The sequence below is a fragment of the Vibrio galatheae genome (assembly GCF_000967545.1).
GTDB lineage: Bacteria > Pseudomonadota > Gammaproteobacteria > Enterobacterales > Vibrionaceae > Vibrio > Vibrio galatheae.
The window spans coordinates 19,759-43,620 of record NZ_JXXV01000005.1 but is presented as its reverse complement, the minus strand read 5'-3'; the positions used below and the strand labels follow the sequence as shown (position 1 = coordinate 43,620).

The 23,862-nt window shown below is 43.6% G+C and carries 25 protein-coding genes and 3 pseudogenes; 7 read left to right on the top strand and 21 right to left on the bottom strand.

What is annotated here, in order from left to right; all coding sequences use genetic code 11:
• The first annotated feature begins 17 nt into the window (after positions 1 to 17).
• Positions 18 to 368 (top strand): ribosome recycling factor family protein, encoded by a 351-nt coding sequence (locus TW81_RS01510; RefSeq protein WP_420835052.1) that lies wholly within the window; start codon positions 18 to 20, stop codon positions 366 to 368.
• A gap of 51 nt (positions 369 to 419) precedes the next feature.
• On the opposite strand, the pseudogene TW81_RS18955 reads toward TW81_RS01510, so the two are convergent.
• The 4 genes and pseudogenes from TW81_RS18955 to TW81_RS01495 all read right to left on the bottom strand — a co-directional run.
• Positions 420 to 575: pseudogene (locus TW81_RS18955) on the bottom strand (aldose epimerase family protein); the annotation flags it as partial.
• 1 nt (position 576) lies between these two features.
• A pseudogene (gene galT / locus TW81_RS01505) lies at positions 577 to 1,147 on the bottom strand (galactose-1-phosphate uridylyltransferase); the annotation flags it as partial.
• 54 nt (positions 1,148 to 1,201) lie between these two features.
• A complete protein-coding gene (gene galE, locus TW81_RS01500) occupies positions 1,202 to 2,212 on the bottom strand; it encodes a UDP-glucose 4-epimerase GalE (RefSeq protein ID WP_045953958.1) in 1,011 nt (336 codons plus the stop codon).
• A gap of 147 nt (positions 2,213 to 2,359) precedes the next feature.
• Positions 2,360 to 2,998 (bottom strand): TetR/AcrR family transcriptional regulator, encoded by a 639-nt coding sequence (locus TW81_RS01495; RefSeq protein WP_045953957.1) that lies wholly within the window; start codon positions 2,996 to 2,998, stop codon positions 2,360 to 2,362.
• Between the two features lie 158 nt (positions 2,999 to 3,156).
• Here TW81_RS01495 and TW81_RS01490 point away from each other — a divergent pair, with 158 nt between their 5' ends.
• From TW81_RS01490 to TW81_RS01480, 3 genes are all read left to right on the top strand, one after another.
• The gene (locus TW81_RS01490; RefSeq protein WP_045953956.1) at positions 3,157 to 4,173 is read left to right on the top strand and encodes an MBL fold metallo-hydrolase; all 1,017 of its coding nucleotides are present in this window, start codon (positions 3,157 to 3,159) and stop codon (positions 4,171 to 4,173) included.
• A gap of 13 nt (positions 4,174 to 4,186) precedes the next feature.
• A complete protein-coding gene (locus TW81_RS01485; protein ID WP_045953955.1) occupies positions 4,187 to 4,525 on the top strand; it encodes a DUF5329 family protein in 339 nt (112 codons plus the stop codon).
• Positions 4,526 to 4,812: 287 nt separating this feature from the next.
• On the top strand, positions 4,813 to 5,721 hold the full coding sequence (locus tag TW81_RS01480; RefSeq protein WP_045953954.1) for a DMT family transporter: 909 nt from the start codon (positions 4,813 to 4,815) through the stop codon (positions 5,719 to 5,721).
• Here the strand turns inward: TW81_RS01480 and TW81_RS01475 are convergent.
• The gene (locus tag TW81_RS01475; RefSeq protein ID WP_084715782.1) at positions 5,672 to 6,385 is read right to left on the bottom strand and encodes an AraC family transcriptional regulator; all 714 of its coding nucleotides are present in this window, start codon (positions 6,383 to 6,385) and stop codon (positions 5,672 to 5,674) included. The genes TW81_RS01480 and TW81_RS01475 overlap by 50 nt on opposite strands.
• Before the next feature lie 451 nt (positions 6,386 to 6,836).
• On the opposite strand from TW81_RS01475, the pseudogene TW81_RS19630 reads away from it, so the two are divergent.
• Both TW81_RS19630 and TW81_RS01465 read left to right on the top strand, forming a co-directional pair.
• A pseudogene (locus tag TW81_RS19630) lies at positions 6,837 to 7,034 on the top strand (ABC transporter); the annotation flags it as partial.
• Between the two features lie 120 nt (positions 7,035 to 7,154).
• Positions 7,155 to 8,534 (top strand): O-antigen ligase family protein, encoded by a 1,380-nt coding sequence (locus TW81_RS01465; RefSeq protein WP_045953952.1) that lies wholly within the window; start codon positions 7,155 to 7,157, stop codon positions 8,532 to 8,534.
• Here the strand turns inward: TW81_RS01465 and TW81_RS01460 are convergent.
• Positions 8,531 to 9,448, bottom strand: a complete 918-nt coding sequence (locus TW81_RS01460; protein WP_045953951.1) for a LysR family transcriptional regulator — start codon at positions 9,446 to 9,448, stop codon at positions 8,531 to 8,533. The two genes, TW81_RS01465 and TW81_RS01460, sit on opposite strands and share 4 nt — an antisense overlap.
• Positions 9,449 to 9,558: 110 nt before the next feature.
• Between TW81_RS01460 and chrA the strand changes: the two genes are divergently transcribed.
• Positions 9,559 to 10,704, top strand: a complete 1,146-nt coding sequence (gene chrA, locus TW81_RS01455) for a chromate efflux transporter (RefSeq protein WP_045953950.1) — start codon at positions 9,559 to 9,561, stop codon at positions 10,702 to 10,704.
• Positions 10,705 to 10,751: 47 nt separating this feature from the next.
• Here chrA and TW81_RS01450 read toward each other — a convergent pair whose 3' ends face one another.
• The 15 genes from TW81_RS01450 to TW81_RS01385 all read right to left on the bottom strand — a co-directional run bounded on the left by TW81_RS01450 (position 10,752) and on the right by TW81_RS01385 (position 23,458).
• Positions 10,752 to 11,759: a tetratricopeptide repeat protein gene (locus TW81_RS01450; RefSeq protein WP_045953949.1), complete on the bottom strand. Its 1,008-nt coding sequence runs from the start codon at positions 11,757 to 11,759 to the stop codon at positions 10,752 to 10,754.
• A 9-nt stretch (positions 11,760 to 11,768) separates the two neighbouring features.
• Positions 11,769 to 12,713: a type II secretion system F family protein gene (locus TW81_RS01445; RefSeq protein WP_045953948.1), complete on the bottom strand. Its 945-nt coding sequence runs from the start codon at positions 12,711 to 12,713 to the stop codon at positions 11,769 to 11,771.
• A 2-nt stretch (positions 12,714 to 12,715) separates the two neighbouring features.
• Positions 12,716 to 13,684: a type II secretion system F family protein gene (locus tag TW81_RS01440; RefSeq protein WP_045953947.1), complete on the bottom strand. Its 969-nt coding sequence runs from the start codon at positions 13,682 to 13,684 to the stop codon at positions 12,716 to 12,718.
• A gap of 8 nt (positions 13,685 to 13,692) precedes the next feature.
• Positions 13,693 to 15,165, bottom strand: a complete 1,473-nt coding sequence (locus tag TW81_RS01435; RefSeq protein WP_045953946.1) for a TadA family conjugal transfer-associated ATPase — start codon at positions 15,163 to 15,165, stop codon at positions 13,693 to 13,695.
• 27 nt (positions 15,166 to 15,192) lie between these two features.
• Positions 15,193 to 16,416, bottom strand: a complete 1,224-nt coding sequence (locus TW81_RS01430; protein WP_045953945.1) for an AAA family ATPase — start codon at positions 16,414 to 16,416, stop codon at positions 15,193 to 15,195.
• A 9-nt stretch (positions 16,417 to 16,425) separates the two neighbouring features.
• Positions 16,426 to 16,911 (bottom strand): TadE/TadG family type IV pilus assembly protein, encoded by a 486-nt coding sequence (locus tag TW81_RS01425; protein WP_045953944.1) that lies wholly within the window; start codon positions 16,909 to 16,911, stop codon positions 16,426 to 16,428.
• Positions 16,908 to 17,348 (bottom strand): TadE/TadG family type IV pilus assembly protein, encoded by a 441-nt coding sequence (locus TW81_RS01420; protein WP_045953943.1) that lies wholly within the window; start codon positions 17,346 to 17,348, stop codon positions 16,908 to 16,910. Before TW81_RS01420 ends, TW81_RS01425 begins: the two co-directional genes overlap by 4 nt.
• Complete coding sequence (locus TW81_RS01415) at positions 17,345 to 18,601, bottom strand: pilus assembly protein TadG-related protein (protein WP_045953942.1); 1,257 nt, start codon at positions 18,599 to 18,601, stop codon at positions 17,345 to 17,347. Before TW81_RS01415 ends, TW81_RS01420 begins: the two co-directional genes overlap by 4 nt.
• 16 nt (positions 18,602 to 18,617) lie before the next feature.
• Positions 18,618 to 18,884, bottom strand: a complete 267-nt coding sequence (locus TW81_RS01410; protein ID WP_045953941.1) for a hypothetical protein — start codon at positions 18,882 to 18,884, stop codon at positions 18,618 to 18,620.
• An 8-nt stretch (positions 18,885 to 18,892) separates the two neighbouring features.
• Entirely contained in the window at positions 18,893 to 20,368 is a 1,476-nt protein-coding gene (locus TW81_RS01405; protein ID WP_045953940.1) for a type II and III secretion system protein family protein, read from the bottom strand.
• An 8-nt stretch (positions 20,369 to 20,376) separates the two neighbouring features.
• Entirely contained in the window at positions 20,377 to 21,120 is a 744-nt protein-coding gene (cpaB, locus tag TW81_RS01400; protein WP_045953939.1) for a Flp pilus assembly protein CpaB, read from the bottom strand.
• Positions 21,117 to 22,463 (bottom strand): ATPase AAA, encoded by a 1,347-nt coding sequence (locus TW81_RS01395; RefSeq protein WP_045953938.1) that lies wholly within the window; start codon positions 22,461 to 22,463, stop codon positions 21,117 to 21,119. Before TW81_RS01395 ends, cpaB begins: the two co-directional genes overlap by 4 nt.
• Positions 22,464 to 22,492: 29 nt before the next feature.
• Positions 22,493 to 23,005 carry a prepilin peptidase gene (locus TW81_RS01390; protein ID WP_045953937.1) on the bottom strand — a complete coding sequence of 171 codons (513 nt, stop codon included), beginning with the start codon at positions 23,003 to 23,005 and terminating at the stop codon, positions 22,493 to 22,495.
• A 35-nt stretch (positions 23,006 to 23,040) separates the two neighbouring features.
• A complete protein-coding gene (locus TW81_RS19375) occupies positions 23,041 to 23,190 on the bottom strand; it encodes a Flp family type IVb pilin (RefSeq protein ID WP_204243969.1) in 150 nt (49 codons plus the stop codon).
• Between the two features lie 94 nt (positions 23,191 to 23,284).
• Complete coding sequence (locus tag TW81_RS01385) at positions 23,285 to 23,458, bottom strand: Flp family type IVb pilin (protein ID WP_045953936.1); 174 nt, start codon at positions 23,456 to 23,458, stop codon at positions 23,285 to 23,287.
• Positions 23,459 to 23,862 lie beyond the last annotated feature (404 nt).

Genomic DNA, 23,862 nt, shown 5'->3' with positions numbered 1-23,862 from the left:
AGAGATTCCTTGTTCCTATGACCATGATTTCAGTGACGTTAAATAGCCTTGTCCACCGAGTGCCAGATAAAGCCGAACTCATCGCGTTAGCCACTGAGCATGATTGCCAGTTGAAACGAATTCGCCGCTCACGACACTGGCTGTTATCAGGACAAGAAGAGAAGCTACGAGCGCTAATCACGCTGCTTGATAATGAAGCGCACCAATGGATAGTTAAAGCCATTGAAAGATCCTTACCCAAGCCTGTATTTGATCTCTCCGCAATACTTACCGAAAAGCCTAATATAACTCTGCAACAATTGGTCAGTGAAACTAGCTGCTCTCTATTTGAAGCAAGGAAAGCACTAGATGAGTTTGAAGGTTTTTAGCTGAAACGCCCTTTGCAGCATTGTTTAAACAGCTGCAATGGGCGCAATATACTAAAAATTAAACTGATATGTAGTTTTATAACGATATTCTTCATTAGGACGAAGAATACAACTGGGCTGCTGCCATTCAGGGTGTTTCGGAGAGTCGGGTAAAAACTGAGTTGCTAATGCAACGCCAGCGTAATCTTTATACTCTCCGCCATTTCTAGTCGACTAATAGGTTGCTACCATTTGTGGGTATTACTCTTTTAGATTGTGTTCTTTGCGTTCAATTTCATTTGGCAAAAAGCCATTGGCCCAAACTTGGCCAATGGGGGTGAGGCTGAGAACAGCCAGTGGCCTCAGCTTTATTTTCAAATGCCTGAACCCAAACGTACTCTTTATATAGCACTTCAACTTGATCGTTCCATGTGTCAATCACGCCACGGGTTTTCTCAACGGGTAGCTCTGGTAAGGTTTTGCTGTGGTCAGGCGCGCAACAAATCACTCGACTTAAGCCACATACACCTTGAGTTTGGAAAAGAGGATTATCCGATTTTGGTGCATCTGGTTAATCTGCAACCAAAGCTGAAAAATCATTGCTGAACACATTAGTGCCTTGGTAATCTGGGTTAACATCCCCAGAAATGCGCTCGTTGGTTGGACACAAGAAGCACTTCTCATCGGTGCCACGCCAAGGGCGCTTTGCACGATGTGGGAGACACCAAGACTCACAGCCCCGTCAACGGGTTATAATGGTGGTGAGGGTGAACGACAAAGTTAAAAACAAGATTCGACATTTTACTTACTCAACTCTCTAATACAGTAAACTAGCGAACTAAAATGCTACAAAATTAATATCCCTGTGGATTTTTAGACTGCCAGTTCCAAGTATCGGCCGCGATTTCAGTAACGCTGCGAGTGGCTTTCCAGCCCAGATCTCGCTCTGCTTTCTCAGTACTTGCCCAACATTCGGCGATATCACCCGGACGACGTGCACATAACTCGTAAGGCACGGGGTTACCACAAGCATTGGCAAAAGCATCAACCATTTCCAGTACACTTGAGCCTCTACCAGCCCCTAGATTGTAAATATGCAAACCAGCTGTTTCACCCACCGCCTTTAACGCAACAATATGACCGTCAGCCAGATCCATTACGTGAATATAATCACGTACACCAGTGCCATCTGGGGTTGGGTAGTCGTTACCAAATACGGAGAGCTTATCTCGGCGGCCAACCGCAACTTGGGCGATAAATGGCATTAAGTTGTTTGGAATGCCTTGTGGATCTTCTCCCATAATGCCAGAAGGGTGTGCGCCAACAGGGTTAAAGTAACGCAATAGTGTAATACTCCAATCAGGCTCTGCGTTGAATAAATCAGATAGGCACTCTTCGACCATATATTTACTGCGGCCGTACGGGTTAGTGGTCGCGCCTGTCGGTGAATCTTCTGTAATTGGAACGACTTCAGGATCGCCATACACAGTAGCCGAAGAACTAAAGACAATACTTTTCACGCCAGCCTTACGCATAGAGCGCGCCAACACTAACGTGCCGATGACATTGTTATCATAGTACTCAAGCGGTTTTTCGACTGACTCACCGACCGCTTTTAAACCTGCAAAGTGAATCACTGCATCAATATCATATTGATTGAACACTGAGCCCAAAAAAGCTTCATCACGAATATCACCTAAGTGAAAGATTGGCTTTTTGCCAGTTAATACTTCGATACGCTTAAGCACTTCTTGTTGTGAGTTACATAGGTTGTCGACGATGATTGGCTCTAGCCCAGCTTCAATCATTTGAACGCAAGTGTGACTGCCGATATATCCCATGCCACCTGTTACTAGTACTTTCACTTTTACTCTCCAGAAACTCTTGAGCGCAAATATTCAATGCTTGATGTTGTTAAACAGTTTAGCAATCAATTCTACCTTATTTCCGTGATTTAGCCCCATAAGTGTAAGCGCTTTCACGGCTCAATTTCCAAGCGTTCTAATTGATGACTAAAGGCCCAAGTTCTTCGTATCAACACAAATCTGGTATTGGCTCATAAACAATTTAGCCGTTTGTTGCGCCAGCACCCTCGCCTCTGTTTGGGTTAACGAAGGTTCCATACTCAGAACTTGCGGCCAAAATGCGCTCCCTTTGACCAAACTGTGCAATTGAGTACTGGCTAACTCAATATCATCAATCGCTAGCGTCTGCTTAGCTTGTTGCTCAATTAGCCAGTTGTAGAGAGCGGTTTCTTGCTTAGATATTTTCGCGTCTTGTTGCTTGAGTTCTTCCGGCTTATAGAAAAAATAACCGAAGGCCACTTTAGCGAGCTCAATATAATGCGGATCGGTGACGACATTAATTTCACTTTCGAGCAAAGCAACAAGTTGTTGCTCTAAATCTAGGTTTATAAACCCTGCAATATCATGCTCTGCCATTGACGTCCGCCATAGCTCTGCCAACAGTTCCATGACAATAGTTTCTTTAGAAGCAAAATGATTGTAAACCGTTCGCTTAGAGACTTGGGCCATCGCAGATAGCTTATCCATACTGGTATTTTGTACGCCAAACTCTTGAAAAGCCTGCTTTGCCGCGTTCAATATCGCTTCACGTTTGATTTCACTTCGGCCTTTCTTAATTACTTTCATAGAGTTAACGATCCTACTTAGTTGCGACCTGATCTATTTTACACTAAGCAGTTTACTTTAAAAGTAAAGCATGTAAACTACACCGTATAGTTTACTTTAAGGTATCGATAGTGAAACGCCTATTATTATTGGCCGCTGTATGTTTAGGAGCGATAATTATGACCACCTCACTCATCTCTTGTACTAGTAGTGATAAAAGTTCTAGCAAGCAATACCCAGAAAAATTCGCTAATACGGAACTGGAATACAAGAGCGGTTTTGGCGACCTGATGAAAATCGCTAAAGCCTATTTCACGACCGAGCGCTTAAATCCAACACCAACATTTGAACTTCCGGTTCATGCCATCACAACCGATCAACTGCGTGATGAACAACAAGATGTCTTATACCGTTTAGGCCATTCGACGATTGCCATGAAGCTCGATCAGCAACTGATCCTGACCGATCCTGTATTTAGTGATAGAGCATCTCCGGTACAATGGGCTGGACCGAAACGCTTCCACCAGCCGCCAATCTCATTAGATGATCTTCCTCACATCGATGTGGTTCTCATCAGCCATGACCATTACGATCATTTAGATAAGACATCAATCAAAACATTAGCTGACAAGGTTGACCTTTTTCTGGTACCGCTGAAAGTTGGTCAGTTGCTTAAAGCTTGGGGCGTCGAACAACAGAAAATCATTGAGCTAAATTGGTGGGAATCGCATATCCACAATGATGTGCAATATGTATTGACCCCAACTCAGCACTTTTCAGGACGTGGATTGACTGACCGTGACGGCACCTTATGGGGCAGTTGGGTTATCAACGGCCAGCAACACAAGGTGTTTTTTAGCGGCGATTCTGGTTACTTCGCTGGCTTCAAAGAAATTGGGGAAAAATACGGCCCGTTTGATCTCACCATGATAGAGACTGGTGCTTACAACACCTTGTGGTCAGATATCCACATGTTCCCCGAGCAAAGTGTCCAGGCACATATTGATCTTAAAGGTAAAGTGATGATGCCCATTCACAACAGCACCTTTGATCTCGCCATGCATGACTGGAATGAACCGATGCAACAAGCATTGGAGATCAGTCAGCAAAAGGGCGTTTCAATGGTCAGCCCCGAAATTGGCCAACGAGTCGAACTTTCAGAGCCGTTGCCAATCAAACCATGGTGGAATCTGTAAAAATGAGGCAACAATGAAGCTTAGCTATACACTCTTATTCGCCAGCGTGTGGGCGGCTCCCGCGTTGGCGAGCGTAGAACAAGATGTCGAAGTTTTAATTGGCCAAATTGAGCACTCGCCGTGTGTTTTTATTCGCAACGGCGACCAATACAATTCGCAGCAAGCCGCTGAGCATATCCGCAATAAGTGGAATTACGCCAAAGACGACGTCACGGATATAGAGATGTTTATCTCTGACGTGGCGTCGAAAAGCTGGTTTAGTGGCAAGCCGTATATGGTTGAGTGCGCAGAGCAAGTGATGTCCAGTGAAGTCTGGCTGCGGCAATTATGGCGACAAGCCAACAAGCCTTAATTTCTTCTTACTAGACAATTTGCATACATATGTCCGTCAGAGCGGGCTAGACAATGTTCCAGCGAGTTAATTTGTCTTCGCTCGGTGCATTGATTAGTGCCGCTATCTTATATTTACGACCACCTCTTTCGCTACACAGCCCCCCTTCTGCTTGGCAACTTCGCCTTAAACGCATAGAAAACCGTCTTTTCGGATCATTCATCAATCCATTGTCGCGATATAGTGAGACTCACACTTAGCGGCCGCTATTTGTCTAAATCGTCATATATATTGAAAGGTTGATTACCATGTTGAAGTTAGATTCTATGGCACCTGTGCTGTTCCTGGTGATGTGGAGTAGCGGTGCGGTTATCGTGAAACTTGGCTTACAGTTTTCTTCTGAATGGAGCTTTTTGGCTCTGCGTGCAGCAAGCTCGTTCATCTTTGTTACTGTTCTCTATCTCGTAGCCAAACGTTTTAGTTCTATTGTGTTCACAAGGCTTAGTCGCTCTGATCTGAAAGCGCTCTTGCTTGTGGGCCTATTGCTACAAATCCTCTATTTGGCTTTCTACATTCTCGCCATAGGCACAGAGATGTCACCGGGATTGGTCACTCTTATCTTAGGTGTCCAGCCGTTAATCACCCCTCTGCTCTGCCGACAAAAACTGGACCTCGCCAGAATCTTATTACTACTACTGGGCTTCAGCGGTTTAACTATCGCTATCGCCGGAGCGCAAAACCTAGATGGCATTGAATGGGCAGGTATTGGGTTTGCTGTCTTGGCGCTATTTTCTTTGACTTGGGGCACCATCAAGCAAGCGTCGGTCAAAGTCCACTCGATTCAAGCCATGTGGTATCAATGTTTGATGTCGAGTCTGTTTTTCACCGCCCTCGGGCTAAGCTCTGGCTGGCAAGTGGAATGGGAGCAAGGTTTGGTGTTCTCGGTATTGTGGATGAGCTTGGTGGTATCAGTCGGCGCACTATTACTGCTAATGTATATGGTTAAATACGAGAGCTCGGATAAAGTCAGTGTACTGTTTTACGCTATTCCTATTTTAACTTACCTGTTTGACCATCTGTTATTTGGCACCACGCTTACGCCAGTTACGATGCTCGGCATGGTTGTCGTTGCACTTTGTATTGTACTGTATCGACGCCAATCGAAATCTAATCGTGAGCCCGATAAGCTTTCGGTGGTAAACCAAAATAGCCACTGAAACTGCGGGTAAAAGAGGAGGGATTGCCAAACCCCACCGCCTCGGCAATTCGACTTACCGGCATATCGGTATTAATCAGCAAGGTGCGCGCTTTTTCCATCCTCAATTTCGCTAAGTACTTAAGCGGAGATAGCTGTACCTCTCTGCTAAACAAGTATTTAAATTGCGTGGCACTTAAACAGGCGATATTCGCTAGCTCTTCAATTGAATGGTTGCTAGCGATATCTTGATGGATGTATTGGATGACGTTCTTAATCCGTACATCCATCTTGCTGGAAGAACATTGGCGAGCCAGAAGTTCAAATAACAGAGACAACAGACTCTCTTCCAATTCTCCTTCAATATCTTGCTCAAGCTGCTTTTCGATAAAGGTGAGATATTGATGTGTCGCGCCATCTAACTCTAAAATTGGCCGCTCAAGCTCGACCAAAGGGCGCGGCAATTGGTCAACATCAATCACCAAAAAACGAAAATCTTCACGTGCACGAAACTCGTGATAGCATTGAGGCGCAATAATCACACAATCGCCATAAGAGACACTCGCCGCCTCGCCGTCTAAGGTCAGATCAATAAATCCTCTTAGCGGCAATAACACTTGGTAGTGATTATGACTATGACCATCAGAGCTACGACTATAAGCTCTTACTGTGATTTTTCCGCTCAACGCTCGTCCCTTACTTTTAACGAATCACTCGCACCATTATTCAAGAGATTTTTCCATGCCATACATTGTGAATAGATATTGAATAACAGCATAATAAAGAGCATTTAATAACTTCAACGTAAGATGAAATATACAACATTTATCTCATTGAGCGCAGTCAGATTCAAACTGGCTGCTACGTTGGTTACTTAACTGGCGTGACCTATCTGTTTAGCGATCCTACCGCTGCCATTTTTACTAACGAACCAGAGCTCGCCGCCATTACCCTCTTTTAAATCGCAGGATCGATCACTTTGGAAGCTGGGCGAGTGGTTTCGCTATATCATTATGGCAATGCGAGACTCTATGTCTGTCTAGATTTGCGTAATTTCAAGCAATAGACAAGCTTCTGGATCCAAAATCCGCAAACTCAAACTTTATCTACCGGGCAACTTATCACTCTAAGAATTATGTGTACCTCAAGTTCCAAAGTGAAGTGATAAAACGTCTAGGTAATAGCACTTACATGTTAGGTCAATCATGCGATGTCGATGGCTTTAAAGTCCATTTACCGGGTGACCAAGAAATAACTAAGTTTCAAAAACTGGAACTGAGATGCAAGGCTAACGATTGTCATCTGCTTGATGAACAAGGACTACGAGTTGAGTAGTTAACGCTAGAACCGACTAAAAATCAGCTAACCAGCAGCTTTTTAGTTCCTCAGCCAACAAACATTCACTATCTATTCTAGACTAAAGATAATGCTATATTTTTAGATACTTAGGGTCAGATGAATCAAACACAGAATAGTTATCGCGTATTACTTAGAGTAGCGTTGCTTGGGCTCGTTTTCTTTTCACTCAACCCTTTTATTGCCCGCGCTAATAGTTTTCTGCTCTACGACAGTAAGCGCATATTTATTATCTTACTTATGCTCGCTTCACTCGTTATAGCGGTTGTATCGACACGAACCACCAACGATTTCGCTCAAGAGTTCAAATTAACCTCTAAACACAATCGTTTTTTTATCGCACTGTTTGTTCTGTTTTCTGCCTTTGCTACCATCAACGCCTCTTACCCTTTGGCTGCCACACTTCAGTTTCTCTACCTAATAGGGCTCTTTGTACTCACAATTCAAATCAAACAAGTCGTAAACATCGAAAAAGTGAGGGTATTACAATACTTCACCTGGATTGGCTTGATGCTGTTCTTATGTGTTGCCATTGTCCACTGGCTATCTCTTTCTCAGGGAATTCCCGTTCAAAGACATACCCTGCTAGGTTTTACTAACGCTCGGTTTCTCAATCAAGTACACGTCTGGCTAGTCATTCCTATTGCGTATTTAGGCCTAATCCAGATTCGCCGCCAGCGCAGCGCTTTTGCACTGAGATTGTTACTTGCTGTCTGTATAAGCGTTATCGTCGCAACAGATGCGAGAGGCGAAGCCATCTCAGTGATAGCTGCATTTGTCTTGCTGATTATATTAGACAAAGCCAACAGAAAACTTTGGTGGTCGCTCTGCTGGCAAAGCGTGTTAGTAGGGACCGCAGTAAAAATACTGTTACTTTCCCCTATCCCAAGTTTGGTACTCGGAATTCCCGCTGAGTGGACAACAATCCGTACCGATAGCTCTGGTCGATTACAGCTCTGGCGCGAAGCATGGGAAATGGCTACATTCTCAGGATTGGGGGCAGATGTATTTGTATGCGATAGTCAGACGTATGGCAGACCACATAACTCCCTGCTCAATGTACTCGTTCACTGGGGCGCAATTACTACTCTTGCATACATTGGACTCTGTCTGTCGGTCGTATACCGACTAGTGACAGTTAAAAGGCGTCTAACGCGTGTTTTTGGGGTGAGCCTGCTGTCTGGGCTAGGATACAGCTTGGTTTCAGGCGTTCTAGATTCGCCTCTCAGCCAGTTAATGGCAGTCCTTAGTATCGCATTGTACTGGGCGAGCCTTACGACAACCACGCCATTGAGTCGAACTAAGCCACCATACTTTCTCCGGTTAATGACTTGCTTAATCTGTATCTCCATTGCGCTAGCAATTAGTTACCGTCTATTTATGCGAATACATCACTATCCAGTCTACGATCCTAATCTTGTCTATAAGACTCAATTTTGGATAGGCTACAATTGCTTGGCTCGCCCAACACTCCCTTAATCAGATCGGCCTGCGATGCCTTGAATCAGATCACACAGCCAACGATTTTTTTCTTCATGCTGAGAAGATTTAAAATAGATTAGTTTAATATCAAAATCCGCAACATGAATTGGGGGAGTAACCGCTTTGAGGCCATGGCTGTCTATTTCCATTTGAGCAAATCGCTTAGGGACGATACAAATTAACTCTCTCCCAATTAATAAACGTCTAATTGTTAAAAAATTGCGCGACGCAACACCAACTCTACGCTTATACCCTCTTTTAGCTAATTCATTATCTACCTGAGTGTGCAAGCTACCATCAGGGCTAACTAACGCATGCTCATAGGCAGTGAATGCCTCTAAGCTCATCGATTTGTCCACGGTGACAACGCTTGGGTCAAACAAACACAAATGTTGCTCTGTATAAAGGAGCTCCGAATGATAACGGCGGTTGAGATTCTCGATACTGCCAATCACCACATCTAACCTCTCCTTCTCTGTAATCTCAGCATAGTTACTGCGATTAACATTGAAGAAACTTACTTGTGAATGTGGTGATTGCTGTTTAATCGCATCATATAAGCTAGGTGCAAACAGTTGCTCGGCGTAATCCGTTAAGCCAATTTTCCAAATTCCTGTATAACTTTCGGGCGTAAAACCCTTTTTAACCAAGAGATCGTTCTTAATACTCCCAAGCAAGCTTTCAATGAGCGGTGCAATATCGATCGCATGCTGAGTAGGTTCCATTTTCGTCCCTACTCTTTCAAACAGCGGATCATTAAACAATGTGCGCATTCTTTGCAGCGTGTGACTCATCGCCGACTGGCTCACATAGCATTGGTCCGCTGCCAAGCTGACACTCTTAGTTTGAAATATGGCCTGAAATGCGACCAATAAGTTCAGGTCGACCTCTTTCCAATTGAAATCTTTCATCAGAGAAATCCCATTACATTCATACTAAATATTATTACTATTAATTTGAGTCATTTTATTTCAATCAGTACAGTAATGGCACTAATAAATACCAAACAAAGTAAGTGTTCATGTGGTCCATTTTTAAAACTTTTTTTCTGCTTGGTTGGATTAGTTTCGGCGGACCTGCTGCGCATATCGGGTACTTTAGAAACACCTTCGTCGATAAACTCAATTGGCTAGATGATAAAAAGTACGCTCAGATTGTTGCACTAAGCCAATTCCTGCCAGGCCCTGGTTCGAGTCAAGTTGGCTTTGCGTTGGGTTACAAGCGGGCTGGGTTAGGCGGAGCATGTATGGCGTTCGCTGGCTTTACGCTACCCTCAGCCATCATAATGTTGGCGCTGGCAATGTTGAGTAGCCAGCTCACTGACGCGAGTGCTTTTCAATATATTGTTCACGGTCTAAAACTACTCGCTGTCGTAGTGGTGGCTGACGCAACATGGGGAATGTATAAGAACTTCTGTAAGCAGACAATAACCGTTACTCTGTGCTTGATGACTGCAGTTGCACTGCTACTTATACCCGGAATTGCGACTCAAATGAGTGTGCTGATTATTGCCGCTTTAGTGGGTTTAAAGTCACTAGGCAATGAAAATACCCAGATCGGAGGCAAGTTTGAACCATCAATACTTCCATTAAGCTTGTTCGTAATACTAATGGTGGGGTTGCCACTCATAGCCCAAAGCCAGCCTGCGTTGCAGTTGTTCAATGACTTTTATCAAGCTGGTAGCTTGGTATTTGGCGGAGGACATGTCGTTCTGCCACTGCTACAAAACATCGTCGGCGATCAACTCAGCCAAGATGCTTTTTTGACCGGCTATGCTGCGGCGCAAGCTGTACCTGGCCCAATGTTCACCTTTGCTACTTATATTGGTTACCAACTAATGCCGAGTGCTCCTGTTTTAGGTGCCTTGATAGCGACACTGGCGGTCTTTTTACCGGGTTTTCTATTGCTTTTAGGTGTGCTGAAAAACTGGCAATCTTTGGCTGAGAATGACAAGATTTCCGGCGCCGTAAATGGTGTTAACGCCGCGGTAGTCGGCTTACTGGCCTCCGCGCTATATCAACCTGTATTTACCAGTGCAATCGACAGCCCATTAGATATTTCATTCGTGCTGGTTGGTTTCTATCTACTTAAACAACATAAGCTACCGATAGTATGGATGGTGGTGTTTTATATGCTGGCGGGTTTAGCCATCGGCTATGCGAGTTAGTCACGTAAAACACACCAAAAGAAAGGAGAGCACGTGCTCTCCTTTTTCTATTCATCTTGTTTGGCTTCCTCTTCCCTAACCATAGCCAGCGCCTTCTCTAAGTTCTCATTAGCAACCTTGTAGTAAGTCGGCTTCGTGTTAATCGCTTGCTGGAGGTAAGGAATCGCCTCATCAGGTTTACCCTGTAGCGTTAGGAAGTAACCAACATTATTGAGCGCCTCAGGCTTATCCATATGACGAGAAAAAACATTCAGCGCACGGTTAACTTCACCTTTTGCTAGGTAAATTAAAGCGAGGTTATTTAACGCTTTTTCGTTGCTAGGCTCGATGTCTAATGCTTGCAACACAAAACGTTGCGCTTTGCGGTAGTCGCCCGACATATAGAACGAATAGCTAACATTAATCAAAGCTTTAGCTGAATCTGGCTTAATACTCAGTGATTGCTTATAGAATGCCTGCGCTAACTCGTGCTGTTGTTGCAAATCAGCAGCCACGCCCAAACCCATATAGGCATATTCTGGCGAGTGTCGATCAACTTGCAGGCTTGCAACGGATTCAACCGTTGTAAGATCGGTACTAGAAAGCGTATCAACCTTGTTAAATCGGACTTGGTCGGCATTCACAGCACGTAGGAAATAACTTTTTCCTTGTCGTATATCCCCATTGCTACTGTAAAGAATTCCTAATTGCTCTAGTACTTGAGTGTTATTCGGGTTCTCTTCAACCGCGATTAGGTAGGCCTTTTCGGCCAAAGCAATGTTATCTCGTGACTGGTGGATACGACCAATATTAAACAGTGCCTTGTCCCTGAATTGCCCATTTTCGAACTCCAACGAACGAATGTATTCATACAAAGCCAAATCCGTATTGCCAGCACTCAAAGCCGTATCACCACGCTGAATGGCTTCTTTTTCTGTTTTTGGCGGCTCATCCAAAGAAAGAGTATCAATGGGCTTTCCGTCATATAGCGAAGTATCTAGGCTTGACTCCTTATTTGCACAGGCGGCAAGCAAAGAAAGTGATACCAATACCAGTAGACAACGTATTCCTTTCATAACAAATCCTTATTTTCCTAATGTAGCCGTCAGTGACAACATGGAAGGCCCTATCGCAACAATAAAAAAACATGGCCATATAAATATCAACAGCGGAAAAATCATTTTTGTTGGGATTTTTGCAGCAATTTCTTCAACTTCTTGATTGCGCTTATCGCGAAAATCTTCGGTATATTCTCGCAATGTTTGCGATAAACTCCCGCCAATCTTCGAAGCATGAGACAACATAGTGACCAGACCAGCAATCTCTTTCAAACCGGTTCGGTCAACCAGCTCATTGAATGCTGTTGACATCTCCACACCAGCTTTAATCTTGGCACAAACGGTGTCTAACTCATCCGCGAAATCAGGATGAGAGATCATCAACTCATCTGCGACTCTGCGTAATGCCGCATTAAACCCTAAACCGGACTCAGTACATACCACCAGAAGATCGAGCGCGTCAGGAACACCACCGCGAATACGAGATTGACGCTTATCTACCATAAATTTCAGGCCAACATTCGGGGTATAGAGTCCCATAGCAACACTAACGATCATCACAAGGTGGAGCTGAGACATATCGGGTAAAAAGAAGTAGAAACAGGCTGCTAAGATCAATCCCATTAAGATAGAAAATGCCTTCAACGCATAAAACACGGTAAGCGCGTTGGCATCATGATATCCGGCATGCATCAGCTTATTACGTATACTTGCGCTCTCTTTACTGCTTGATGGTTGCATTACCGGCGCTAAAGTTTCTAACGTGTTATCTAAACGTCGATTCTTTCTCAGTTTATCGCCACCCGAACTTTTACGTATTTCTTCAAGCTTTTGCGTTAGCGGGGATTTAGAGCCCAATAACAACATTAATGCGGTAAAAATAACCAAGATCGTCGCAATGAGTATGAGAGTGAGGAAGACTGTCTGTTCATCAAGTTGGAGAGCATTGAGCTGTTCTAGGAAGGTTTCCATAATTACACCTCAAAGTTAATGATCTTTCTGATCCACATCGAGCCAATAAAAAGGCTTACGATCCCACCGCTAACGAGATCCATCCCTCGCGGATCAGTGTAGAGTGGCTCGACATACTCTGGATTAATAAAAGACATAAAGACAAATAAAATAAACGGGGAAAGGACAAGAATCCAAGCAGATAAGCGGCTCTCAGCCGAAAGTGTCTTGATCTTTCTCTGGAGCTTAAATCGAGCTCTTAGCACTCTAGATACTTTTTCTAAATTCTCTGATAAGTTGCCCCCGGTCTCTTTTTGTAGCAACACAGCGCTAGAAAAAGCTAGCATTGATACCGTAGGTGTCCTTTCCGCCATTTGCATAATAGCCATGCGCATATCATAGCCATAGTTAAGCAGGTTATAGGTATTTTTAAACTCAACACCTATTGGCGCAGGCATTTCATTACCTACTTCATTAAACGCTTGCGTCACGGGCTGCCCAGCTTGAAGCATTCTTCGGATAATATCGAGTGCTTCTGGCAGTTGCTCTTCGAATACCGATAAACGATCGGAAATCCGTTTATTAAGCCAAAAATAGAGGATAAACCAGACACCCGATGCAGCGACAATTGCAACATAGATTGGCTGCCTAAAAATTAGTGCCGTGGTCAGCACGGTAATAGAAAACAGCGATGTGACCGTTAATGTTTGCGTTAAACTCCAGTCATACCCTGACAATTCAATGGTTTTTTTTAGCGAAGAGAAAAATTGAATTTTAACCAGCCGTCTATCTAACGGCGTTAAGCTCTTAATATAGTGCTCTTGCAGCAAAGACCTCGCTTCTTCATCAACATTAGACTGTGACTCTTTTAACCGTTGAGATAACTCTTTGTGTTTAGCTTTATTCCCTGCCGCAGGAAGAATCAGCGCCTGCGAAATAAACACAACCGCAAAGAAGAGTAAAATGAAGAATAACGTCGCATCCTGCTGCATAACGCCCCCTAAGAGAATTTCTCATTAAAAATATCGAATGGAAGATGCAGTCCTTTTTTAGACAGTTGGTCATGACACTGAGGTACGATTCCCGTTGCTGTGTAGTAGCCCAGCACGTTGCCCTCTTCATCCATGCCTTGGCGATTAAAACGAAATAGCTCAGACATGGTGATAATTTCCCCTTCCATGCCATTGATTTCACAAATGCTCACCATTCGACGTTTACCATCCTCTTGCCTTTCCATTTGAACCACCAAATGGATCGCAGAGGCGATTTGTGACCGCAAGTTTTTTGCCGACATATTCCAGCCAGCCATTGCAAACATGTTCTCTACCCTAGATAACGCGTCGCGTGGGGTATTAGCGTGGATAGTTGCCAAAGAGCCATCATGACCGGTGTTCATGGCAGCGAGCATATCGACAGCCTCAGCGCCACGCACCTCCCCCAGAACAATCCGATCGGGCCTCATACGTAGCGAGTTTTTCACTAGGTCTCTCTGAGTAATTTCCCCCTTCCCTTCAAGGTTAGCAGGGCGAGTTTCTAGGCGAACAACATGGGGTTGTTGTAACTGCAGCTCCGCCGAGTCTTCAATAGTAACAATACGATCATCAGAGGGAATAAAATTGGAGAATATATTCAATGTTGTGGTTTTACCCGAGCCCGTACCTCCAGAGATAAGCACATTTAAAGCTCCATTAACTGCCGCTTCAACAAACTGAGCCATTTCGGGAGAGAGAGAGTTGAACTCAAGCAGATTACCCATGTTAAGTTTTTCAACCGCAAAACGACGAATAGATACTGAAGATCCATCTAACGCCAGCGGGGGAATGATCGCATTCACACGTGAGCCATCGGCCAAACGAGCATCCACCATAGGGGAAGCCTCATCAATACGTCGACCAACTTGACTGACAATTCGGTCAATGATGTTTCTTAAGTGGCGCTCATCCAAGAATGTATAAGGCGTTTGCTCAAGCTTACCTCGACGTTCAACAAACACATGTTTGGGGCCATTAACTAAGATATCGGATACGGTCGAGTCATGTAAAAGCGGCTCTAAAGGGCCAAGACCAAACACCTCATCTTCAATCTGTTGAATGACGCGCTTACGCCCCTCGGCACTGAGTGCGTGTGTTTGATCATCCGCCATTAGCTGAATAATGGCATCGTGCAGATCAGCTTTGGCTCTTTCTGGATCCAAACTTGCCAAAAGTCCAAGGTCTAATGTTTCTAGCAACCTTTGGTGGTAATAACGTTTAACCTCTTGCTCTAACGCCAATTGCTTACGAGTTTCTTCGACAACTTTACCTTTTGCTTCTGCTTCAATTTTTTTCTTATCTTTAAGTGAGTTATTATCGCTAGAGGCACCACCTTGTTGCTGAATATTTTCATTTTCGGTCGCGCGCTCTTGACTTTGCAGCTCTAACGCATCGACTTTTTCTTGCAACTCAGGATTTAGATTTTTTCTTTTAAAAAACATAATCTCTCTGCCACCGTAAATGAAAAATTAAGAGAATAACCGTTTAAGCCAGCCTTTTTTCTCATCAGGCTGCGGAGAAAGCGAATCAACAAACCGACTAATTGACTTTGCTATAGAACTGCTTTTCTTCGCTTCGACGAACGGACGCCCCAAATTGGCACTTTCTAATGCCACTTTGAATTCATTTGGAACAACATGCACGGGAATGTCACCGACCGTAGCTTGGATATCTTTCAAGCGAATTGATTGTCGTTTTTCGAACCGATTGATAACAATCTCTATTTGTTCCTTGTTGATACCAAATTCAAACGATAGAAGTTTCATTATTTGAGTGGCATTTTTAATTGCGACTAAATTCTGCTGCGCAATTAAGTAAACTTTAGTTGCTGGGGCTAAGACTGGTGCAAATAATCGATCTAACCCTCTCGATAAATCGACAATAACGTAAGGGTAATGTTCTCTCAGCAGAGGTAGCAACTTGTTGAGATGTTTCGCTTTTTCGTAGTTTTCATGACTATTCTCTCTTTTAAACGAGAGGATATGTAGACCTGATGGATGTTTAGTAACAAAGGAGCCCAGAGAAACTTCGTCGAGATCAGATACGTTAGCCAAAGCATCCGTCATGCTGTAGGTAGGGTTAATACTCAAGTAGTCATTAACCACACCAAACTGTAGATCCAAATCGAGCAACAGAACATGGTTAGGGTGGAGCTTGGCCATTTTTATCGCTGAGTTAATTGCAATACTTGAAGCCCCCGAACCACCTTTAGTATTCATAAACACCAACATCTCTCCCAAATTACGACTTGCCACTTTTTCTTCAGCGACATTCTTAAGTAATGGAATCAGCTCTTCTATTTGCGCTGTATTAGAAACAAAATCTGCAGCACCAATTCGCAGTGAAATTTTTAGTGCGCCATTATCATTTTCGTTACCAAATACGATAAGCGATGCTTCATGGTTCTCATTATGACTCTCAGGTGACTCATAATTTTGCAGCTCGACTATTTTTTGTGCCCAATTCGGGCCAGTTTCCACAAAAATCAGATCTGGCGGAGAAAAATGAGCCAAATTTCCAACGACGAGACCATGAAAAGAAATCATTTCATAACTAATGCTCTGGCACTTAGATAGCTCGTGACTGATGTGCAAATGAAAAGCATCCGACGAGTAAAAAACCCAAATAGTTAGATTGGTTTTTAATCTCAATGGCGCACTCCCATTTGGCGTTATCTTCACAGCCTCTCCCATATATGCCTCCTAGCAATCAGTACTACTGCTGGTTCCACCTGAAGTTCGATGATGACCTAAATTTTCCCTTGGCCTAATCGTTTCAAATTCAGGTACAGCTAAAAGCCCAGTTAAATTTACAAAACTCAGTAACCCTGTGTACTGGTAATTAAAATTAACTACTCTTGCCCTTACATAACTAATTGTAGAAAACACCGCGTCATCTGTCAGAGTTCCTATCACTACATTTCCTGAGTCATCTAAGTAATCTACAACTATATTAGCGGCTGTCAGCCCTCCTGGTGCATAATCAGGTATCACTAAAGCGGATATATCGTTCTGGTCTTCAACTCTACAAACAACAGCAAGTCGAGCTGCCACACGAGTAACGTCATTAATAACTTGAAGGGAGTAGACATACCTTCCTACTTCAATGATAGAAAAAATAATCAACAGCAGTGCAGTTGAAATGAGAGTAAACTCAATCACCGTTACTCCTTTCTCACTCTTTTTCATGGTGTTGTCCTCATCATAGCTGAAGCATTCAGGGGCACAGAAAAGTTTATATCGGAGTTAAATGATGTGATGAGTGGGGTATAGTTATGTGCTACGGTTACAGTCACATATCCATTGCTGTGATCAACTGTAACATCAGATGTTGTTACGCCTGCGACTAATGAACTTGAATTTTCGCCGACCGTTTTGTGTCCATACACAACAACATTTTTGATCTCTGTTTCATCCACGATTTGGTCATAGGTAGCGGAACCTGATATTTCAGTGGTCGCAAAACGAATACCATTTTGTGCCATTTTGTTTAGTGTATTGTAACTAATTAGCGCATTACCAAATTCAGTGATAGCCATCATCAATAGCAACAAAACTGGAGCTGCGATGACTAACTCAACTGCTGCTAAACCCCACTGTCTTGTTCTCAAAGTATTCCTAATCATGACTCACCTCCATTAGGATCTTTGTAAAGCACTATACGGTAAGGTCCATCGTCATTTGAGTTTTGACCAGGTGTGCCACCTTGAGCTGAGCAATCTTCGATAAACTCTCCATAGACAGGGTCTTTACTCCCATTATTGGTAGGAGCTTGCTGTAATAAAAAGAAACAGGCTAAAGCCGTCACCTCAAAACTTGTAGTGCCGCCTTTTGCTCCAGTGCAATCGACTACGGGTAAAATCAATACACGGCGATTATATTGACCTCCGGAAGCAATACGACAATCAGGATCGCCCGTACAATCTGGTAAAGCCGCGAGATAATCTTCATACCCCCATGGTTGACCGCCATCACCACTGGTATCCTCATACGTTACGTTACCATCGCTATCTGTTGTCGGCGAGACTGTAGATTCACGAACATACACATCAGACGGATAATCGTCTGCTGAGACTCCACCGCCGCTATAGGAGCCAAATCGCGTATTCAATCCCTGACCTACAGGTCCAACGGTGTTGCCAGGTTTAGTTGTTACGATACTTCCTACGCCTATCGCCCCATAAGTCTCCTGATACTCGTTGACAGGATCTGGATTCCCCGCTAGTGCTTCTCGCACAGTTGATGCACCAGAACCAAAATCTAGCAGTTGGTAGTTTCCTGAACCCATATCACTGTTTTTATGACTTACAACTTTAATGGGATAAACCTCACCAGAATTATAACCATTAGTACCCCCTGCTTCACCTTCACAAACCGCAATTGGTACTATGTTGTTAGAATCAATGACTGATGGGCTTGGGCCAGCAACGGCAGAAGAACTTAACGATTTCTCTGCATTGAATAGGTGCGCAAAAAAGTTATCCAACGAATAGTCGGTTACAGAAACTCGGACAAATGTATCATTTGCCAGATTAAAACTGCCATCTGGAAACAAGGTGGGGTCATTTGAAAACTGGACGGAAATAGTCGCAGATGAAAAATCCATTTCAGCGTTGCCCGTCGCATTGGCTACATTTGATAGCGTTGTATTTGCGGCATTTGTAGCTTCTGCGGTCGTCCCTCCGTTATCGACAACAATAGCAGCTGCTAATGCAGCCGCATCTAGACTATTCTGCAAACGTGTTTTATTTAACATTGAATGGTTAACATCAATAGATAAAGCAGCGATCCCAATCAGCGACATCATTGCCGCGGTAACTAAGACTAAAGCTAAACCTTTTTGCTTATTGGCCATCCTGATATTGGTACATCGGCTCATAGGAACTCCTTCGGGCTTACTCACCAAACCCTTCGAGGAATTGACTCTCAGTGCCTTTCAACTCGGAATCTTGCTTCCCAGTATAAACTTGATAGGCACTTTCCATTCGTTCACCACTACCGACTGGAATGACGCCAAGGTTCTCTTGTGTCGCATCCAAGTTGTATGTTTGTTCTACTCTAAGTTTAGCTACATGAGCACCAAACTGCTTTGTTTTATTCACACAACCCGCAAGCAGCAGTGTTATTACAAGCACGCCCAATATTGCTTTTATATGTTGCATACTGCCTCCTATAAACTGTGTCCAAATGTACCTTCAGTGCCACCTTTAGAGTGGTCAACATACTCTTGCTCACGCTCCGCTGGCTGTTTGACTTGTTTTGCAGGCGCAATATAAGCCCCTCGACCGAGCAGGTAGTACTTAACATCGTTTGGTTCAACAAAAGAGTCCGTGGGCAATGAGATATTACGTCGATCGATGGGCTTCGCGAGTCGTGGCGTGACCAAAATAACCAACTCAGTCTCACCCGAAATATATTCTTGGCTGTTGAACAATTGGCCTAAGACCGGGATGTCACCAAAGCCAGGCATTCTTTCCGCTACATCTCTGACATTTTCACTCAGCAAACCTGCAATACCTATCGTTTGTCCGTCAGCCAGTTCTAACGTCGATGATGCACTTCGGCGGGTAATTGGCGGTATAACATAAGTACCATTGGTTTCACCAGGTGAGAGAGTTAAAGATGAACTATTGGCTATTTCACTCACGTCTATTGCTAGGTCGAGATTAATTGATTGGTCGCTTAAAATAGTCGGGATAAACTTAAGCCCCACACCATACTCTTTGTACTCTATGGTTATTCCGTCTTGGTCCGGTACCGGGATAGGAAACTCCCCCCCCGCAAGGAACTCGGCTTTCGATCCACTCAAAGCAGTTAAGTTAGGCTCTGCAAGAACTTTAGCGGTACCGTTTTGCCGCGCGATATCGAGGGCAAACGTAAACAGAGTATTGCCATCAATAAATGAGCCAAGTAAGCCGCTAGAAGTAATAGCTGGGTTACCGAAAATAGGGGTAGCATCAAAGCTAGGTATCGTGTCGGTTAGAATGGCACCAGGCCCATTGACGCCCCCCCAATTAAACTTTGACCCGCTAGATTGGAAGAAATTGAAGTTAGCATCGAACTTACGAACTAAACTGCGTTGAACCTCGGCAACCGTCACCTCAAGCATCACTTGCTGCGCGCCACCAATGGTCATAAGATTGATCACACCCGTTTTGTCCACTTGTTGACTGAGAGATTCATTCTCTTTATCTGCATCCTGACCGGCCGAATAAGTCTCTGCTACCCTTAAGGCAATGTTCATCGACGCTTGGTTGCTGATTTGGCCACTAAGAATTAATCGATTTTGCGCACTGTGAACTTCAATTTTCTCATTGGGTAAAAATTCGTACAGTTTCGCTTTAAGGCTATTTAAATCATGAGTCACTTCAATATTGATAGATTCAATCAGTTGTCCGCGACTATCCCAAGCCATCAAGTTGGTCGACCCCAATCTCTTACCTATTAAAAATACTTCGTCTGATTTAAGCATCACGATGTCGAGCACATTGGGATCGCCAAGAGACACTCGCTTCGCTTTTCCCGCCAAAGTCACATGCGTCGATTTATGATGCGGTACTGTCACCACTTTCCCTGATTGAGTTGCACCATGTGCACTTACGACACTCAATATAAACAGGCTTATTACTATCAATAGTTTATACATAGTTCACCTCAATCCTTGACTCTGATGTTGCTCGTTTCTGTGCCTTTCAGGATGGTGACACTTGGCGCAACGTATCTTTTGACTGGTTTTTCCTCTTCATGCGGATTACGTAGCGCAAGTTGAATATCGCCCTTGCTCTGCGCCGTCAAAAGTCTCTCAGCTTGTCTTGGCGACACTTCTAAAGTCACTGCTCGTACTATGATGGGTTTGTTTTCTTTACTTCGTGCAGTTTGGTCGACCGCTAATACTTTGATGTCTTTTAAAACCGTTAAAGTCGTCGCTGAGGTCGCGCTATAACTGATGGTGTTAAGCACATCAACTCTGTTCCCCGGCAATAGGAAACCAGCAACACCGATGACATCATTGACTCGAATTGTCACTGCCCGTTTGTTTTCAGGAATAAGCGCGGCAAGTGTTGACCCCTCTCCAGAGTTAGCCAAGCGATTTTTACTCACTATTTCGCCTGGAAAAATAGTCGTTGCTGCAACTTGACCTAGTAGTTCATCCTCGGACACAAACTGTGACTCTTCACGCCACGATACTTCAAGTAACTTAGAACTGATATGTTGCTCTTCAATCACACTACCTGAAGGAATTTCTTGAGCTGCGATGATAACCGGCTCACGCTCTACAACTTCCACTTCCTTTTGTGGCGTGAGTTGCTGGTCCATCCACTGCTTGGCAAAAAAGACCGCGCCAAGGCCAAATGCGATAGATAGTAAGAATAGTAATATCACTTGGTTGCGACTCATCGAGCACCTCCTCCTTTGCCATCAGCAGTAAAGTAAACTTCCCATGCGCGCTTGACGATCTCTGAGGTAATGACCGGGGCAACTTCTTCAAAAACAATAATATCTCGGCTGATACCTGCTAAATCCTTTGGAATACAAGGATAAAAGCCAACGCTATGCTGACGATGTAATTCTAACAGTGATGGTAAACAGTCCTCTGCAAGATCAAGGTTGCGACTTTGTGAGAACTGCCCCCACAACTGCCGATACTCTGACTCTAATAAAGGGCCGAATTGAATTTTGTAACCTAGGCGACGTAAGAAAGCAGGGTCACTGATCTTTTCTGGATCTAGGTTGGTCGAAAAAGCTAACGTGAGTATGAAGGGGATAGTGATCTGCTGGCCATTAGGAAGAGAAAGATAATCGTAGAAATACTCCATAGGGACAATCCAACGATTAAGCAGTGTCGCAACAGGCATTGTCTGGCGGCCAAGGTCGTCGATGATGAAAATACCATTGTTTGCCATCATTTGTAGTGGCGCCATCCATACTCGATTGTGCTCACTATGGTTTACTTCCAACATATCCATCGTTAACTCGCCGCCAACTTGAATACTAGGACGCTCACATAAACACCAGCGCCGATCAAACTGCTCTTTGAAAGCAATTGAGCGTATTTCATCACTAGTAACACGTTTATGATGCTGTGGAGAAAACACCTTAATAATGTTACCAGCCGCATAAACAGCGTAAGGAATATAAACCGACGTATTCAGTGAGTTTAAAAGCCTAGTCGCAACGAAAGTCTTACCGGTACCCGCATCACCGTATAAGAGCAGCGCTCGCCCAGAGTTGATCGCTGGCCCTAAGTAACCAATCATCCTGTCAGCCCCTAAAACCTCTTCTAGTGCGTGTGTGACATCTTGTCGGTTAACCATTCGTGCACGAACATCTTGAGCCCGAACCATGGTTTCGTAGCTAGATAGTGACACGGGGACAGGGCCAAGATAAGCGTCTTTAGCAAAGGCTGTATCGGCCTCCTGCATTCCCTGCTCAGACAATCCGTATCTTACATTCCCAGTTGATGTAGCATTGAATCCACTGCCTTGGCCTTGGAAAACCTCTACTTGGGATTTCGCTCTTAAATCACCAAGCATATCTTCAATCATGTGGCTATTAATGCACATTAGCTTGGTCAGTTGGAGAATATCTGATTTTGGGTACGCTGCGAGGTGCTTAAGAAGAAGATTCTCTAAAACGGCTTTAGGTAGCTCAAGAGCATCGAAAGAGGTTGGCACAGGAGGCGACTCTGCCTGAGGTGTCAATTCTACTCTGTGTTTTTTGACCACTGTAGATTGAACCATAAAGACTCCTTTCTTTATTCAGTTGCTACTTAGAAGTACTGATGCATTGCCAATCCAATTACAACCACTGGTGCGAATGGCATTCTATATCGTTCTTCCTGCGAGCTGTTACTCGTCATACTTTTTAATGAAGAACGCCCATATAAAGCAAGTATAGAGTATTTTCTAAATAGCACTTTGGTTTGTTCTGGCCTGTCTGCCATCCTCAAAAAGGCGTAAAACATTCCGATAGTGACACTGGCGACAGCAATCCAAAAGATAGCATCTAATGTATTTTCGGTGCCCAGCCAAAAACCCACGACACCCAATAGTTTAACGTCACCCGGCGCCATCACTTTCATAAAATAAAACAGCAGTGCACCGAAAAAACACGCACTCCCACTGGCAAATGACCAGAACAGCAGGGAGTAATCATGAAGAATAAACGCTTTATTTATGAGCACTAGAATTACAACAACCAATAATAAAACGTTAGGGATTCGATGCTCCTTTGCATCCGATACGGCGATAGCAATTAAGACTGCCCAAACTAACACATCCATTAAACCGTTCCTCAGTTATCAATTTTCAACCTTTCTTAATCGAAGATAGTCGAAAATTCTTCAGACACCAGCCCCCCAAAACCTAGAAATAAAATAGTAAGACCAATGGCGACTAACCCAGCACCAACGACATACTCAACCACGGTCAGCCCCTCTTCATCAATCAAAAAGTCAAATTTCGACAAGGTCCGCCTCCCAGCATAACTGAAAAACCCGCATTAACATCAATACGGGTCTTGCTCGCTCTCTATTTAGATCTACTAAAGATGCAGGCTCTACCTATGAAGATGCAGTAAAGACACTGTCTAACTCTCCTTGAAGAGTAGTACCAAAATTTGCAAATACTGCCGCTAATGCAACAACAAGCAGTCCGGCCCCCACAACGTATTCGACCACGGTTAAACCTTCTTCGTCTTTCATAAATGCAGAGATGTTGTTAATAAGCTTGCTCATGATATGTCTCCTTCCAAAGTTCATTAAGCGCTGTGCTTATTGACAATTTAGATTTATACGGCGGCTAGGGTTAGGATTATTTTGTCTATTTATGGTATTTTTTTGTCTTAAGTTTTACACATTATTGGACTTTCTTACTTTTATATTTGGGGAATGTGTATTTAAACTATTAACTCTAATAATAAAAAATAAAGTATAAACACTTAATATAAAAACAATCTTATACATGCAAGTTAACCACATAGATATGGCTTTAAAGTTTTTTATTAATTCTCACTTTTGATACTTGACAAATTTTAGTAAAATTAAAACTGTGAACCCAGTTCAAATATTTAATCAACTAAACATCCAAAAACTCAATAAATCGAATTGGTCAACTCAAATAACTCATACTAAGCTCAACG